The following is a 15657-nucleotide window of genomic DNA, read 5'->3' as shown; positions in this document are numbered from 1 at the left end:
GATACCAAGCGCACAGGGCGTGCATCGGTCAGCGTGTTATGGCAAGGATGGCTTAAATTACAAGCCATCCTAGAAGGCTACGATTTAGCTAAATCTCTTGAGTCAGACTTGTGATCAAGAGACAGCTATTAAGCGCCTTTATCGTTAGTTTGATTGAGGGTAACAATTCGTTGTGGGAAAGGAATTTCGATATCCGCCCCTTGAATTGCTTTAAATACATTGCGGTTCACCGCTAATTTGGTCTCAATAATTTTGGTGGTTGGCACCCAAAAGCGATAGCTCAAGGTAACACCGCTCTCAGCAAAACGCTCAATACCGACTTGTGCATGAGGAGAGTCACTAACTAGTTCATGCTCGTCTAACACTTTTTCGATAAGCTTAATAGCGAGATCTGCATTGGCATCATAAGCGATGTCTATCTCACCTTTAACTAATGAATAGCTAAACGAGTTATGTAAAATTTCACCAACAATATGTTTGTTAGGAATGGTGATTTCGACTTTTTCTTCGTTAATCAGAATTGTGTGACCAAGCTCAATAGTTTTAACTTGCCCACTCACGCCTTTTACTTCAATAGTATCGCCAACAACAAATGGCCTTGTTGCAATGATAGCAAGGCCCGCACCATAGTTTGAAAGCATACCTTGCATTGCTAAACCAGCACCGAGTGATGCAGCACCAATGGCAGCAACAAATGGGGTCACGCTTATACCAATTTTGCCAAGGGCAATAACCAAGAACATAATGATCAGCAAAACTTTGATGACATTACTGACAAAGTTGGTGAGGGTAATATCGATATTGTGACGCTGCATGAGGCCAGCAACCATATTCGATACTTTTTGCGCAATCCATAAACCAATAAATAGAATTAAGATGGCACCTAAAATTTGCATACTGTAGGTGACCAAATATTCCATGATCAGATTGTAGTATTTTTCGACTTGCTGAATTTCTGAGTCAATCATGTGTTTTCCTAACAAGGTTACTGCGAATTCTGACTATACCAGAACATGCTGAATAACAGGATAGAGTATCGGCACTATTATAGCGCTGAGAAGCGCACTTAATGCCATCGCCACAGAGGCAAAGGCACCTGCTTTTGGCTGATCACTAATCAGTGATGCTGTGCCAATGGCATGGCAAGCGGTACCAATGGCAACACCTTTTGCTTGGGCATTGCGGATATTGATAAGCGAGAAAATCAAATTACCAAATATAGCCCCAAGTACGCCAATAAAAATCACCATGGCTGCTGCTAAAGAAGGGATGCCGCCTAGTGACTCTGTTACTAACAAGGTGATGGGTGTTGTTACAGATAAACTTGCTAGGGATGCGCTTAACTGTGCAGGGGCTGCAAAAACATAACATATTAGCGAGGCGACCAAGGTGGCATTGATCACCCCTAAGCTACAACTTATGAGGATTAGCAGCAGGTTCTTTTTTACATGGATAAATTGCTGATAAAGCGGTAAAGCCAATGCCACAATGGCAGGCTCAAGCAACCAGCTTAAAACTTTACTGTGCTCGGCAAAAGGCTCATAGGGGAGCTTTAGTGCCACTAACAAGGCTGCAGTTAATATAATTGCCCAGCACACAGGATTACTAAGCGCTTTGGCTGTGGCATGCTGGGTTTTCGCGTTTAAAAAACGCAGTACTAAGAAAAGCGCAATAATGCACGGAACGCAGAGCCACCATAAACTAACTGTCATTTTCGCGGCCCTTAAAATAAGCGATAACAGCGCCTATGAGTACAACACTACTCAGCGGCACGACAATAAAAATAGTTAGTAATAAAGGCCAGTTCTGCGAAATTAAACCTAGGTGCTCAATAATGCCAACCCCTGCAGGGATGAAGAACAACGGCATGTAATTAAGTAAAGGGCTGGCTGTTGGTTTTAAATGTTGTTCTTTTACGAGGCCCGTTAACAGTAGCACGAGCAATAACACCATACCGAGTAATGGGGCAGGGAAAGAGCTTTCAAGCAAAGCCGTCAAAAACTTGGCAACGGCTAAGCAGGTAAGAATAATGACACTACTGATAAGGTATTTCATAAGTCAGGATAATTGCGAATAAAGTACAACTACATCATACCCTTGTCAGTTGTACTATGCGACTTTAGCTTACCATGATTTGGCATTATTAAATTGAATATCCTCTGCACCTTTCGCCTTTGCAATCGCCTTTTTAGTATTAGGGTTCATCAGTAAGCGAATTTGACTCCAGGTTTCTTTAGCGAGAATTTTACGCTGCTGTGAACGGTAGCTTTGCTGAGTAATTCGTTTAATTGCTGCCAAGGTATCTGGCGAACGCGCCATGAGGGTTTCTAGTACAGCATCGGTTTGTTTATCAACGTCATCAGTGAGTTGTGTAACTAAGCCATACTCCTTAGCATCTTCAGCAGAGACTGGCCCTGCATGACTTGCTAACCAAAGTGCTTGGTCACGCTTCATTAAACCTGCAAGCACCACGTTAGCCCCCATATCAGGGCATAAGCCCCAACGCGCTTCCATGATCGCTAATTTAGCGTTTTTATCGACGATGCGGTAATCAGCACCAAGTGCGATTTGCATACCCCCGCCAAAACAGTGCCCGGTCACTTTTGCAATCACCGGAATACTTAAGTCTTGCCAACCTAGCACTACTTTTTGCGCTAAGTTTTGGTTTCCTGGTAACCACTTGAATAAAAGCTTGATGATATTGCTTGGCTTTTTCATCACCGCAGCAACATCCAGTCCAGAGCAAAAGTGTTCGCCTTCGCCAGAGATAACCACCGCACGTAAGCTGCGATCGCCTTTAATTTTTTTGATTACGTTTGAAAGCTCGACAAACATGGCAAAACTGAGTGCATTTTGTTTCTCGGGACGAGCAAGGCTAACCCATGCGACTTGTTGTTTTATTTCTAGTTTTATCATGGTAACTCCTCTGACCTGTTTGTCAGAGCTTACGAGTTAATTACAACTAAGTAAAGAATTGCTGATGTGTCGCAAGGAATTATTATTTTTCCAAAAATGGGTAACCTTGTCATATATTTAGTTACAAATTGGTGTATATTTTTAAAACAAAGATGCTAGTTCATCGCTAGTTTGATTTTGTGATTAGTTAGATACTTTCGCAAAATCCCATGACACGACTAGACTTAGCTTTAAGTCGCGCTACAAGGAGTAAATATATGCTGATGCGCAAAACAGCTCGCATAACAAAACAATCATCTCGTTCTTTGGCTTTTGCTGCAATTTCTGTCGCATTAACAACCACATTGGTTGGCTGTTCAGATGATAAAGCACAACAACAAGCTACGCCGCCACCGGCTGTATCAGTATTTAATGTCGTCACACAAGAAGTTGGTAATTACCGAGAATTTGTTGCACGCACTGAAGCATTCCAAGAGGTTGCGATTAGAGCCCGTGTTGAGGGTGAACTCATTGAACGCCACTTTAATGAAGGCTCATCGGTTGAAAAAGATCAGCTCTTACTGCGTATTGACCCATCTGAGTACCGCTCGACTGTGTCAGAAGCTGAGGCTGATCTAAAAAGTAAAATTGCCGCAGCAGGCGCCGCTGAACGCGATTTAAAACGTGGTAAAGATGTGGCTGCGCAAGGTTTCATTTCACAATCAGACCTCGATAAACTAACCACCAATTTTGAGCAAACCACTGCAGCTGTTAAAGCCGCAGAAGCTGAACTTGAAAAAGCAAAACTCAATCTAAGTTATACCGAAATTCGTGCGCCGTTTGCAGGGCGTATTGGTAAAGTGAACTATGACGTGGGGAATATTGTTGGGCCATCATCCAATGAGCTTGCGGAGCTGACCGATGTTGATCCAATTTATGTGAGCTTTCAAGTTGAAGAAGCTGACTACATCTCTTATCGTCAAAATCATCAAGCACCGTCAGATAAAGACCCTCGTGATGTGCCAATTGATTTAACTTTACGCTTACCGAATAATTCGACCTTCGCTGATAAAGGCGTACTTGATTTTGCTGATACCAAAATTAACCGCAACACAGGCACGGTTGAGCTAAGAGCCGCTTTTGATAACCCAGATGGCATTGTCATGCCGGGCTTATTTGTCACCTTGATCGTTGAAAGCACCAATAAACAAGACTTGGCACTCATTCCTCAAGTAGCGGTACAAGAAAACCAGCAAGGTAAGTTTGTGCTCGTTGTTGATGATGAAAACAAAGTGGCGATGCGAATCGTTAAGCTGGGTCGACGTATTAATGCGATGTGGGTGGTTGAGTCAGGCTTAGAGGCCGGTGAAAAAGTCATTATTGAAGGTTTACAAAAGGTACGCCAAGGCGCTGAAGTGAAAGCAGTTGAAAAAAATGTCGATGAAACAACCGGCACTATTTCTAGCAAAGCTAACTCTTAGGAGTGAGATATGATCAGTAAAACTTTTATATCTCGCCCAAAATTTGCCTTGGTAATTTCGATTGTTATTACCATTGCGGGTTTAATTTCAATGGCCTTGCTGCCAGTGAATATGTATCCGCAAATTACCCCTCCGCAAGTTCAAATTAGTGCTAGTTACCCAGGTGCAAGTGCGCAAATTGTCGAAGAGTCGGTGATCCGGCCCATAGAAGAGCAAGTTAATGGCGTTGAAGATATGATGTATATCGAATCAACATCGTCTAATAACGGCACGGCCAACATAACTGTTTATTTTAAAGTCGGCACAGATACAGATATTGCCCAAGTTAATGTGCAAAACCGTGTGGCACTTGCTGAAGCAGGCTTACCTGAAGAGGTTAAACGCCAAGGTGTGTCGGTTAAGAAAAAATCGAGCTCGATGTTACTTGGTATCAACTTATACTCGAATCAAGAAAATATCGACGCTATTTTTTTAAGCAACTATGCAACCAACTACTTAACCGAGCCTCTTGGCCGTATTAATGGGGTTGCATCAGCTGAGGTAATGGGTGAACAAACCTATTCAATGCGCTTGTGGTTGCGCCCTGATCGAATGGCATCATTGGGTTTAACTGTGTCAGAAGTTCAAGCTGCGCTGCAAGAACAAAATACTATCGTAGCAGCAGGTAAACTGGGGGCTGCACCCTCTGCACCGAGCCAGCAATTTGAATATTCGATTCAGGCAAAAGGGCGTTTAAAAACCCCTGAAGAGTTTGGTCAAACCATTATTCGCTCGAGCAAAGATGGTAACTTTGTGCGCCTGCACGATATTGCCCGAATTGAATTAGGTGCAGCAAGCTACAGCACAACAGCAAAGTTAAACCAGCAAGACACTGCATTTATTGTTATTTATCAGCTAACAGAAGCGAATGCGACGCAAGTTGCCAACGATGTAAAAGCACGTATGGCTGAGCTTGCTAAACAGCTACCTGATGGCGTTGAGTACTCAATTCCTTATGACACCACAGAGTTCATCAATCGCTCGATTGATGAAGTGGTCGTCACCCTTGTCCAAGCGGTTGGCTTGGTTATTTTAGTGGTATTTTTATTCTTACAAAATTGGCGCGCTACGCTCATTCCAACGGTGGCTATTCCGGTATCCTTGGTGGGGACTTTCGCGTTTATGATGATGATGGATTACTCCATCAACTTAATCACCTTGTTCGGTTTAGTGCTCGCAATCGGTATTGTGGTCGATGATGCCATTATCGTTATTGAAAACGTTGAACGAATACTTAAAGAAGAAAAGCTGCCAATTAAAGAAGCGGTTACCAAAGCGATGGAGCAGGTATCTGGGCCAATAGTAGCAACGACCTTAGTATTGCTTGCGGTGTTTGTGCCAGTAGGCTTTATGCCGGGAATAACCGGGGAGCTTTATAAACAGTTCTCGGTGACGATTTCATTTGCAGTACTCATTTCATCTTTAAATGCACTGACATTAAGTCCTGCTTTGTGTGCTTTATTGTTGAGTGAAAAAGCCATGAAGCCGATTAAATGGCTAGCACCATTTGAGAACATTATTACTCGTTCAACCAATGGTTACAGTAAAGTGATTAACTTTATCCTCAAACGTACAGCAAGAATGGCATTGTTTGCGGTGGTTATTTTTGCTGCTGCAGGTTGGTTGGTAAAAACGGTGCCTACAGGCTTTGTACCAGCAGAAGACCAAGGCTTTCTTTTTGTTGATGTGCAATTACCTGATGCGGCAGCAAGCGGTCGTACCCAAGATGTAATGCATAAGCTGGGGGATATTGTTAAAAATGAACCAGCGGCAACCGATTTTATTGCGGTTTCTGGTTTTTCATTACTCGGTGGTGCGGGTTCTAATAATGCGCTTGGTATCGTAGTACTTAAAGACTGGGAAGAACGAACTAGCCCTGAACTTGGTTTACGTGCGGTACTAACGCGCTTGATGGGGCAGTTTTGGGCAATGCCAGATGCGCAAATCATGGCCTTTAACCCGCCTTCAATACCTGGACTTGGTACAAGTGCTGGCTTTGAATTTAGGTTACAAGACAGTGAAGGGCGCGAGCCTGCTGAGCTTGCTCAAGTATTAAATGGCCTGATTTATGAAGCGAACCAACGCCCAGAGCTATCAAATGTTTACAGTACATTTAGAGCGAATGTGCCACAGTATTTCCTTGAAATTGACCGTAATAAGGCAAAAGCTCAAGGGGTCGCGCTTAGCGATATTTTCTTAACCTTGCAGGCGCAACTGGGCTCATTATACATTAATGACTTTAACCAATTTAGCCGTACTTACCGCGTTATCATGCAGGCGGAAAGCCGTTTTCGCCAAAACCCAGCTGACTTACAGTACTACTATGTACGTAATGATGAGGGAGCAATGGTGCCGCTCACTACATTAGCTAAACTTGAGCCAATTCTGGGTCCTACAAGCTTAACGCACTTTAATTTATACCGAAGTGCAAGCATTAGCGGACAACCTGCGGCGGGGTATGCTAGTGGTGATGCCATTAAAGCAATGCAAGAGTTGGCCGAGCAATTACCTACAGGCTATGTGTATGAGTGGGCTGGGCAGTCTAAACAAGAGATTGAAGCGGGTAACACTGCGCCAATCTTGTTTGGCTTAGCGGTAGTATTTGTGTATCTATTCTTGGTTGCGCAATACGAAAGTTGGACAATTCCGTTTTCGGTCATTGCAGCGGTGCCGCTGGCATTATTTGGTGCCATGCTTGCGCTGTATGTGATTGGCATGGAAAACAACATCTATGCACAGGTTGGTTTAGTGCTACTGATTGGCCTGTCCACCAAAACCGCCATTTTGATTGTTGAATTTGCTATGGAAGAACGCGCTGCAGGCAAAAGTATTTTTGAAGCGGCTCTTAACGCGGCAAGATTACGTTTTAGAGCGGTGTTGATGACGGCACTGTCGTTTGTACTTGGCGTATTACCGCTGGTGTTTGCAAGTGGTGCAGGGGCAGGCAGTCGAATATCGCTCGGTATTACCGTGTTATTCGGGATGTTAGCTGCAACCATTTTTGGCACCTTACTTGTTCCGCTATTTTATACGCTCGTGCAATCAATGCGCGAAAAAATAAAAGGCACAGCAAGTGCTGAGTAAAATCTGTTATTAATTACAAAAAAGTCAGGGCAACCTGGCTTTTTTTTTGGTAAAACTCAAAAGAGGTTTGTTATCATAGCCAGATTCAAAGCGATACACATGTGCAGAGGTTTAAGGAATGGCTGGTCCACGCTTATACAGTGAAGAAGAAGTAACTCATCAGGCTTATGATATCTTTTTAGAGTTAGCACCTGATAATTTAAGCGAGCAAGATATTGCTGATTTTAACGAGCACAGAGAAGAGCTTGGCTTTATTGAAGAAGGTGAGCCTGACGAGCAGTGGCAAGATTTTGTTGCACTAGAAATTGAACCTGAGCTGTTTGTACAAGTCTTAGTAGGACTTGAATTCGACAATCAAGATATCTTGTTTGCGAAAATTTTAATTAGCCGAGACAAAGATGCACCGTTTTGCCACATTCTTTGGAAAGATAGCGAATAACTCTCCAGCCGATGTTTGACTCTACTTTTAGTTGTTTTAATTCAATAAAACGAATTATTTTGCCCGCCCTGCTAGTTTGCAGTTGGCAGGCTTTTGCTGTTGATCCGTTTGAAGACTTTCATGAGTACGGGCAATTATCAGAAGAAGAAATCCATAAAATTCATAAAGGCGAGTTGCTGTACGGAGATATGGAGTTTGGTTTTATGGTAAGCCGTGGCAATACCAACTCAACCAGCTTCAAACTTAAAGGTAACCTATACCAAGATTTCGAAAAGTGGCGTAACCAATTTAAGCTCGATACTTTATACAAACGTGACCGTAATGAAGAAACTGGTGATGAAGAAGTCTCTGCAGACCGTATTTTTGTATCGGGCCAAGGTAACTATAAGCTAAACGTGAAAAATGAGTCATTTTTCATTTATGGTGACTACGAGCGAGATAAGTTTAGTGGTCTTGAGTTTAAGAGCACCATAGCGACGGGTTACGGTAACCGCATTTACCAAGGCAGCAAGAATAAAGTCGATATCGATGTGGGGCCGGGTTTATACCGCTCGGTGGCTGATCAAGAGACTGCAACAGAAGAAGATGAAACAAAAACAGGTTACCTGCTTCGTTTAGCGCTGCAGTGGGAGCGTACAGTCTCTGCTCGTACTCGCTTTAATCAAGATGTCAGTTATGAACAATCATTGTCAGGGTTAAACTCGCGTTTAAAGTCAGAAACATCCCTGATCAGCAAAATTATGGGTGATGTATCACTCAAATTTACTTACATGTATCGCTATAACTCAAAACCAGAGGAAGATAAGCTCAAGTACGATTCTGAGCTGAGTGCAACCTTTGTTTATAGCTTTTAAGAGAATACTTCAGAATGTATCAACATAAACAGTACGCTATTTTTATTTTTGTTATCTTAGGCTGGATTGGCGCCTTCATTGCCTTAGCTTGGAACTTAATTGGTGCAGATATTCCTCTTATGGTGTTTAGCGCTATCTTAGTGCTGGTGGCCTTTTTGTTTCATGGCTTAACGATTAAGGTGAGCGATAAAACAGTAAGCTGGGCATTTGGTCCGGGGGTATTTGGTAAAACAGTGACTTTTGATGAGATTGAATCTGTTCGAGCGGTAAGTAATTCATTTCGACATGGTATTGGTCTGCGTATCACGCATGATGGCTGGGTTTACAGTGTATCTGGATTTAGTGCTGTAGAATTGGCAATGAAAGATGGCACGCACTATCGCTTAGGAACCAATGACCAAGAAGGCTTACTTGCTGCGCTTAGAGAGCATATTGCTGAACCAGAGCCAGCACTGGATGCACAGAAAGCAGCTGAACAGATATAAAAAAAGCGCCAATGGCGCTTTTTTTTATAGTAATGGTTTAGTGGCTGTGACCACAACCACCTTCACCGTGCACATGACCATGTGCTAATTCTTCTTCAGTTGCATCGCGTACTTCAAGTACTTCAACATCAAAATGAAGGGTAATACCTGAAAGAGGGTGGTTACCATCTACAATAACGTCTTCGTCTTGAATTTCAATGATCATTACTGATTGGTCGCCAGCGTCTGTCGTAGCGCGGAACTGCATACCAACTTCAATTTCCATACCTTCAAACATTGATTTTGGCACTGCTTGCATTAGGTCATCGTGACGCTCACCATAGCCTTGCTCTGGCTCAACTGTTACGCTGAATGTGTCGCCCGCTTCTTTACCTAATAGCGCATTTTCGAGGCCTGGAATTAAGAAACCCGTGCCAACGATAAACACCAGTGGCTCGCCATCGAAAGAGTTGTCGATGGTGTTTTTGTTATTATCCAATACTGAATAATGCATTTTTACCACTTTGTTTGCTGCTACGATCATAGTCATTCCTATTTATTCATCTTCGAGAGAGTAAGGCAGAGCTTGAATAGATAACTCTACCTGAGGGAGGTGTTTTGCTCGCAAAATTTGGCCTGCTTCATTGTCGTTAGGAAGCACAACCAGACCCATTAAGGTTTGCGTTTGTTGATTAAAACTTTGGCTAATAAGCTTGCCAGCACGGCGCCAGTTTTCGCCCAGTTGTGTTTCGAGCTCAAGCTCATCAAGTAAGCCTTCAGCTTTGCCCGAAACTATATACATAGCACGTTTATTTTTGCCTAGGTATTTCATACGGGCGACGGTTTCTTGCCCTGTGTAGCAGCCTTTTCTGAAACTGATACCACCAAGCGCTTGCAAGTTAACCATTTGCGGTACGTATTCGCCAATAGCGTCGCTGTTTAATGACGGCTCGCCAGCGGCAATAGCTGCCTGTTGCCATAACGCGTCATCATCAAGGGCTGTTATGTCATCAGGTAAGCTAAATTCGTCGTTGACTATCAGCAATACGCGGTTATCTGCAAGCTTTAACGCTTTACCGCCAGCAAAATCGACTGCGCTGTGCTCGTCGTCAAAATTAATTGCTAAGGTTTCTAGAGTCGCTGTTAGGTCATCACCTAGTAAGCCAATTAGCGATTTTTCAGATTGCTGAATGTCTACTTGCGAAAATACCGCATATTTTTTTAACTCGACTAGCGATTGCTCTACCTCAGGTTTTGAGCCCGCAAGGTAATAGCTATCAAGGTATGAAAACAATCTAAACACACCCCAAAGCTTGCCTTTTGCATTGCAGTGGCCAGCCCAAAGGAAGTTATCATCAGTTAATTTGTTGATATCTTGCGTAATTTGTCCGTGAAGGTAAGACAACTTATCTTTGCCAGTTAGGCTGATAAGTGAATAAGATAAAGGACATGCGTAAACAGTCGACATAAAAACCTTCTTTACGATATGAATGAGCGCTAATGATAACTTAGTTAGGGTAGCAATTTAAATAGCTGTTTATTCGATAGCAATTTGGTAAACTGCAGACAAATAAGTACGAGGTTTAAAATGACTGAAATTCACAGTAAAGAACGTATTCGTTGGGCATGCCGTCGCGGTATGTTAGAACTAGATGTTTTATTTATGCCATTCGTTGAAGAAGCGTTTGACTCACTATCAAAAGAACAGCAAGCCGTTTTTCAACGCTTACTTGAGTGCGATGATCCTGATTTATTCGCCTGGTTCATGGGTCATGAAGAGTGTAAGGACCCAGAACTGAACGGTATGGTCGCGTTAATTTTAGACCGAGTTCGTGTATAGATTTACCGTCACAAATAACACCCCAGACCACAAACCCTTTGTGGTCTTTTTTTGCTTAACAGCCATCACTTTATGCTTTGTTTACCAGCATGTTTTCGCTCAACTTTTGGCTTGTTTAGCGTGCTTTTGCTTAGCCATTCTTAGTTTTAAAAAAGTCCAACAAGCACAGCCTGAAAAGGGTTTTATAATTTTAGAGCAAGCAGATCTCAGGTTTGTTAACGACAAACTTAAAATTCAAGGCCAGATAACAGCTAAAAGTTATGTGTTTGCTAATTTTGTAGTGCTGAGGTTGGCTGGGTTTTATCAATCACACTGGCTGATTATAAGCTCAACCAGTGTTGATGAAGAAAGTTTCTCGCGCTTAAAGCGTGCAATTATTGCAGTGCAGCAACCGACTTAGGAGTTAAAATTGTCGGCGTTGGATTTTCGTTTTGCTCAGGGTAATCAATTGTGTAATGAAGACCACGGCTTTCTTTACGCTCAAGGGCGCTGCGAATAATAAGCTCTGCAACCTGCACTAGGTTTCGAAGTTCTAATAAGTTATTTGTAACCCTAAAGTTTGCGTAATAGTCGTGAATTTCTTGCTGCAGTAATTCTACGCGGTGAAGCGCACGTTCTAAACGTTTTGTTGAGCGTACGATGCCCACATAATCCCACATAAATAACCTTAGCTCATGCCAGTTGTGGGTAATAACTATTTCTTCGTCTGAGTTAGTTACGCGACTTTCATCCCAAAGTGGTAAGGCTTCAAGGGCAGGGCTTGCATCGATTTTGCTTAGAATATCTTTCGCGGCAGCATGGGCAAACACGATACATTCGAGTAACGAATTACTCGCCATACGATTAGCGCCATGTAAACCAGTGTAAGCCACTTCGCCAACAGCGTATAAGTTATCTAAATCTGTACGGCCATTAAAGTCGGTCATAACACCGCCACAGGTATAGTGTGCAGCAGGCACCACTGGAATGGCTTCTTTGGTAATGTCTAGGCCAACACTTAAACATTTAGCGTAGATAGTTGGGAAGTGCTCAATGATAAAATCTTTGTCTTTGTGACTAATATCAAGGTACACACAGTTCGCACCAAGGCGTTTCATTTCAAAATCGATAGCGCGAGCAACAATATCGCGAGGGGCAAGTTCTTCGCGCTCATCAAAGTCTTTCATAAAGCGAGTGCCATCAGGGCGTTTTAAATAAGCACCTTCACCGCGCATTGCTTCGGTGATCAAAAAGTTTTGCAGCTCTGGGTGGTACAAACTTGTTGGGTGGAATTGGTTAAACTCCATATTGGCAACACGGCACCCTGCACGCCATGCCATTGCGATACCATCACCACTCGATACATCAGGGTTAGAAGTATATAAGTACACTTTACTTGCGCCGCCTGTTGCCAGTGATACGAACTTAGCTGCGATAGTTTCAACTTTTTTATCTACACAATTCCAGACGTACAAGCCGTGAACATGCTTGCCTTTTTTAGCTAAGCTTTTATCTGTGATTAAATCAATGGCATTGTAATTTTCTAACAGGGTGATGTTAGGGTGTGCTTGTACTTGGCTAATTAAGGTGGTTTGCACTGCTCGGCCAGTTGCATCGGCGGCATGTAAAATACGACGATGACTATGACCACCTTCGCGAGTTAAATGAAAACGCTCTTTACCTTTTGAATCGAATTCCATATCAAAAGGCACACCTTGCTCAATTAGCCACTTTAAACATTTTTTTGCATTGCTCGCTGTGTAGTGAACCGCATCACGGTCACATAATCCGCCGCCTGCATCTAGAGTGTCTTCAACATGAGATTCAATACTGTCATTCTTTTTATCAAATACTGCTGCAATACCACCTTGAGCATATAAGGTAGAACCTTCAGTTAATGCACCTTTACTAAGTACTGTCACCTTACAGTGATTAGCAAGCGATAAAGCAAGAGAAAGGCCAGCGGCGCCGCTGCCAATGATAGCGACATCAGTAATGTGATGTTTATTTTGGTTCATGTCTGTGGTCTTTGCGGTTACAATGCTCGGCTAGTAGTGCCAAAAGTTTGAGCAAATAAATTTTTATGTGGTATACGTATATGTACCATATTTGCTTTAACACTATTAGTCATTTTAATACGTTATACCAATCTTATTAGTTTTATCGTCACATAAACAGTTTATTGTTAGCTGTTTTTAATTGTGAATTCAATTTAGATAACCGTTGATTTTTAAGCAGTTATTGAGGTTGTCGTGTAATAAGATTGGTATGACTCAATTTATTTGCGAGCTATTTTATAAAAAAATCATTTTAAACTGAACTTTTATATTCATGGTGCAGTCAGAGTTTGTGTAAACAATGGCGAGTATATGAATAGCAAGCAAGAATCAACCAGAGGAGTACCGGCTCGAATGAGCGAGCAGGATTTGGATTTAGCGCTAGTTAAAAGGGTCCAGCAAGGAGATAAAAACGCCTTCAACCTATTAGTTAGAAAATATCAGAATAAAATTGCAGGTTTGATTTCACGTTATGTATCGAATCAAGGTGATGTTGCTGATGTCGCACAAGAAGCTTTTATTAAAGCTTACCGTGCTTTACCTAACTTTAGAGGTGATAGCGCTTTTTATACTTGGTTGTACCGTATCGCCGTAAATTGTGCTAAAAATTACTTAGTTGCGCAGGGTCGTAAACCCCCAGCTAACGATGTTGATGCCGAAGAAGCAGAATTTTATGACAGTGCAGATGCAATGCGTTCAAACGCATCGCCAGAAAACCTGTTATTAAGTGACGAAGTACGTGCTGTAATTTTTAATACGATTGATAGTTTGCCTGAAGATCTAAAAACCGCGATTACCCTTCGTGAAATTGAAGGTATGAGCTATGAAGAAATAGCCGTGGTTATGGATTGCCCTGTGGGAACGGTACGTTCACGTATTTTCCGTGCCCGTGAGGCGATTGATAATAAATTGAATCCATTAATAGGTGAGTCTTAGTATGACAAAAGCAGACGTTAACAAGTTGGATAATGAGCAGTTGTCCGCGTTACTTGACGGCGAGCAGCAGTTAACTGATCAAGCGATCACAAACGACGATGTGTCTACATTTGGTCGTTACGCAATGATTGGTGATGTAATGCGTGCTGAGGCAAATAACAACGCTTTTAATTTTGACATTGCAGATGCAGTGGCAGAATCACTTGAGCAAGAACCTGTTTACGCAGATTTCGCGAATAAAACAACGGCACCAAAAAGCGAAGAGATCGTGGCGGCAACAGGCACTGATAACGTGGTAGCATTTAATTGGCGTCGTCCATTTGCACAAGTGGCCATTGCTGCTAGTGTTGCTATGTTTGCGATTGTGGGCGTACAAACATTGCCACAAAACACCGAGTCTCCGCAAAGTGACATTCCAACATTACAAACAGTACCATTAACAGGTATGGCTTCTCCTGTAAGTTACTCATCTGAGCAGCCTGCATTAGAAAATGCAGAGCAAGGTTTACGTGAGTTACAACAGCAGCGTATTGGCGCATTAGTTCTTGAGCACCAACGTCAAGCACGTGTTGCATATTCGCTAGAAAAATCGCAAACTGCAGAAAATGCAGACGAGGAAAAAAACTAATTAAATGAAAGTTTTTACTTTTATTTTGTCGCTGGTATTAACGGCTCCAGCCATTGCCAGCGACGAAAATCCCGCCAAGACTTTATTAAATGATATGGCTACGGCCGTTCATACTCGCAACTTTGACGCATCATTTGTGGTTGTAAAAGGCCAAGCTATGGAACCTTATCGCTGGTTACATGCAAAACAAGGTGATATTGAACTTGAGCACCTAAGTTTACTCAACGGCGCTGGTCTAGAAATGGTGCGCGTTGACGATCAAGTGACCTATTTTGAGCCTCATTCAGAGCCTTATTCAGTTAAAACAGACTCTATTGCCGGGCCAATCCCTGAAGTACTTTTTAAAGATATTAACCGACTAAGCGCTCACTATGATTTTGTGCTTGGCGGAAAAGGACGTATTGCAGGGCGCTCAGCACAGTTAGTGCGTATCGAGTCAAAAGATGAATACAAATATAACTATTGGATTTGGTTAGATACTGAGTCTTCGTTGTTACTTAAATCTGCCTATGTGAATCACAAAGGTGAGATGCTTGAGCAGTTACAGTTAACTCATATCAGCGTAACAGAGCAGCCTGCTCCTATGTTAGTTGAAATGCAAAATCGTGATTTTCCAGCAGTACTTGCGACTAACGATTTAGCCAATAATGAAGACAGCGCAGCGAATGATTGGAAAATTGGTTGGTTGCCAGATGGCTTTAAGCTATTAAAGTCAGATCGTCATAAACTTGATTTAAATAATGAACTTGCTGACTATTATTTATATTCAGATGGGTTTGTTGAAGTGTCTGTTTTTATTCAAAGACCTTTACCGGGTAAGCGCGCAAGCGGCGCTTTAACCTCAGGTGCAACGACTGTGTATGTGCACAATGGTGGTAGCTTTGATGTATCGGTTGTTGGTAATATTCCTGCTATGACAGCCAAAGCTATAGCTGAGTCGGTAGCGCGACCTCTTTAAATC

At 42.4% G+C, this 15657-nt stretch carries 16 protein-coding genes; 9 read left to right on the top strand and 7 right to left on the bottom strand.

From position 1 onward, the window contains the following. Positions 1-128 precede the first annotated feature (128 nt). The 4 genes from ABMY41_RS09205 to ABMY41_RS09190 all read right to left on the bottom strand — a co-directional run bounded on the left by ABMY41_RS09205 (position 129) and on the right by ABMY41_RS09190 (position 2916). On the bottom strand, positions 129-968 hold the full coding sequence (locus tag ABMY41_RS09205) for a mechanosensitive ion channel family protein (protein WP_349274543.1): 840 nt from the start codon (positions 966-968) through the stop codon (positions 129-131). A gap of 33 nt (positions 969-1001) precedes the next feature. Continuing rightward, positions 1002-1712, bottom strand: a complete 711-nt coding sequence (locus ABMY41_RS09200) for an LrgB family protein (protein WP_130166600.1) — start codon at positions 1710-1712, stop codon at positions 1002-1004. Next, positions 1702-2055: a CidA/LrgA family protein gene (locus ABMY41_RS09195; RefSeq protein ID WP_175079990.1), complete on the bottom strand. Its 354-nt coding sequence runs from the start codon at positions 2053-2055 to the stop codon at positions 1702-1704. The genes ABMY41_RS09200 and ABMY41_RS09195 overlap by 11 nt, the downstream gene beginning before the upstream one ends. 69 nt (positions 2056-2124) lie before the next feature. Further along, a complete protein-coding gene (locus ABMY41_RS09190) occupies positions 2125-2916 on the bottom strand; it encodes a crotonase/enoyl-CoA hydratase family protein (protein WP_349274542.1) in 792 nt (263 codons plus the stop codon). Between the two features lie 257 nt (positions 2917-3173). Between ABMY41_RS09190 and ABMY41_RS09185 the strand changes: the two genes are divergently transcribed. The 5 genes from ABMY41_RS09185 to ABMY41_RS09165 all read left to right on the top strand — a co-directional run bounded on the left by ABMY41_RS09185 (position 3174) and on the right by ABMY41_RS09165 (position 9277). Further along, positions 3174-4376 carry an efflux RND transporter periplasmic adaptor subunit gene (locus ABMY41_RS09185; RefSeq protein ID WP_254907675.1) on the top strand — a complete coding sequence of 401 codons (1203 nt, stop codon included), beginning with the start codon at positions 3174-3176 and terminating at the stop codon, positions 4374-4376. A 9-nt stretch (positions 4377-4385) separates the two neighbouring features. Next, positions 4386-7499 carry a multidrug efflux RND transporter permease subunit gene (locus tag ABMY41_RS09180; protein WP_175082313.1) on the top strand — a complete coding sequence of 1038 codons (3114 nt, stop codon included), beginning with the start codon at positions 4386-4388 and terminating at the stop codon, positions 7497-7499. 118 nt (positions 7500-7617) lie between these two features. Further along, positions 7618-7938 (top strand): HI1450 family dsDNA-mimic protein, encoded by a 321-nt coding sequence (locus tag ABMY41_RS09175; protein WP_054554325.1) that lies wholly within the window; start codon positions 7618-7620, stop codon positions 7936-7938. Between the two features lie 44 nt (positions 7939-7982). Continuing rightward, positions 7983-8792: a DUF481 domain-containing protein gene (locus ABMY41_RS09170; RefSeq protein WP_054554383.1), complete on the top strand. Its 810-nt coding sequence runs from the start codon at positions 7983-7985 to the stop codon at positions 8790-8792. Between the two features lie 14 nt (positions 8793-8806). Beyond that, entirely contained in the window at positions 8807-9277 is a 471-nt protein-coding gene (locus ABMY41_RS09165) for a hypothetical protein (RefSeq protein ID WP_175079988.1), read from the top strand. Positions 9278-9314: 37 nt separating this feature from the next. Here the strand turns inward: ABMY41_RS09165 and ABMY41_RS09160 are convergent, their stop codons facing one another. Next, positions 9315-9800, bottom strand: a complete 486-nt coding sequence (locus ABMY41_RS09160) for a peptidylprolyl isomerase (RefSeq protein WP_054554327.1) — start codon at positions 9798-9800, stop codon at positions 9315-9317. 12 nt (positions 9801-9812) lie between these two features. Then, the gene (gene ygfZ / locus ABMY41_RS09155; RefSeq protein WP_349274541.1) at positions 9813-10724 is read right to left on the bottom strand and encodes a tRNA-modifying protein YgfZ; all 912 of its coding nucleotides are present in this window, start codon (positions 10722-10724) and stop codon (positions 9813-9815) included. A gap of 120 nt (positions 10725-10844) precedes the next feature. On the opposite strand from ygfZ, the gene ABMY41_RS09150 reads away from it, so the two are divergent. Continuing rightward, complete coding sequence (locus ABMY41_RS09150) at positions 10845-11096, top strand: succinate dehydrogenase assembly factor 2 (RefSeq protein ID WP_054562257.1); 252 nt, start codon at positions 10845-10847, stop codon at positions 11094-11096. Between the two features lie 374 nt (positions 11097-11470). Here the strand turns inward: ABMY41_RS09150 and nadB are convergent, their stop codons facing one another. Then, complete coding sequence (nadB, locus tag ABMY41_RS09145; RefSeq protein WP_054554331.1) at positions 11471-13093, bottom strand: L-aspartate oxidase; 1623 nt, start codon at positions 13091-13093, stop codon at positions 11471-11473. 393 nt (positions 13094-13486) lie between these two features. Here nadB and rpoE point away from each other — a divergent pair, with 393 nt between their 5' ends. The 3 genes from rpoE to ABMY41_RS09130 are packed head-to-tail and all read left to right on the top strand — an operon-like array spanning position 13487 to position 15654. Beyond that, on the top strand, positions 13487-14068 hold the full coding sequence (gene rpoE / locus ABMY41_RS09140; RefSeq protein WP_036969086.1) for an RNA polymerase sigma factor RpoE: 582 nt from the start codon (positions 13487-13489) through the stop codon (positions 14066-14068). A gap of 1 nt (position 14069) precedes the next feature. Next, positions 14070-14696 (top strand): RseA family anti-sigma factor, encoded by a 627-nt coding sequence (locus ABMY41_RS09135; protein WP_054562254.1) that lies wholly within the window; start codon positions 14070-14072, stop codon positions 14694-14696. A 4-nt stretch (positions 14697-14700) separates the two neighbouring features. Then, on the top strand, positions 14701-15654 hold the full coding sequence (locus tag ABMY41_RS09130) for a MucB/RseB C-terminal domain-containing protein (RefSeq protein ID WP_054562253.1): 954 nt from the start codon (positions 14701-14703) through the stop codon (positions 15652-15654). Positions 15655-15657 lie beyond the last annotated feature (3 nt).

It is taken from the genome of Pseudoalteromonas sp. BZA4 (assembly GCF_040104395.1).
Classification (GTDB): domain Bacteria; phylum Pseudomonadota; class Gammaproteobacteria; order Enterobacterales; family Alteromonadaceae; genus Pseudoalteromonas.
This window is presented reverse-complemented; position numbering and strand designations above follow the sequence as displayed.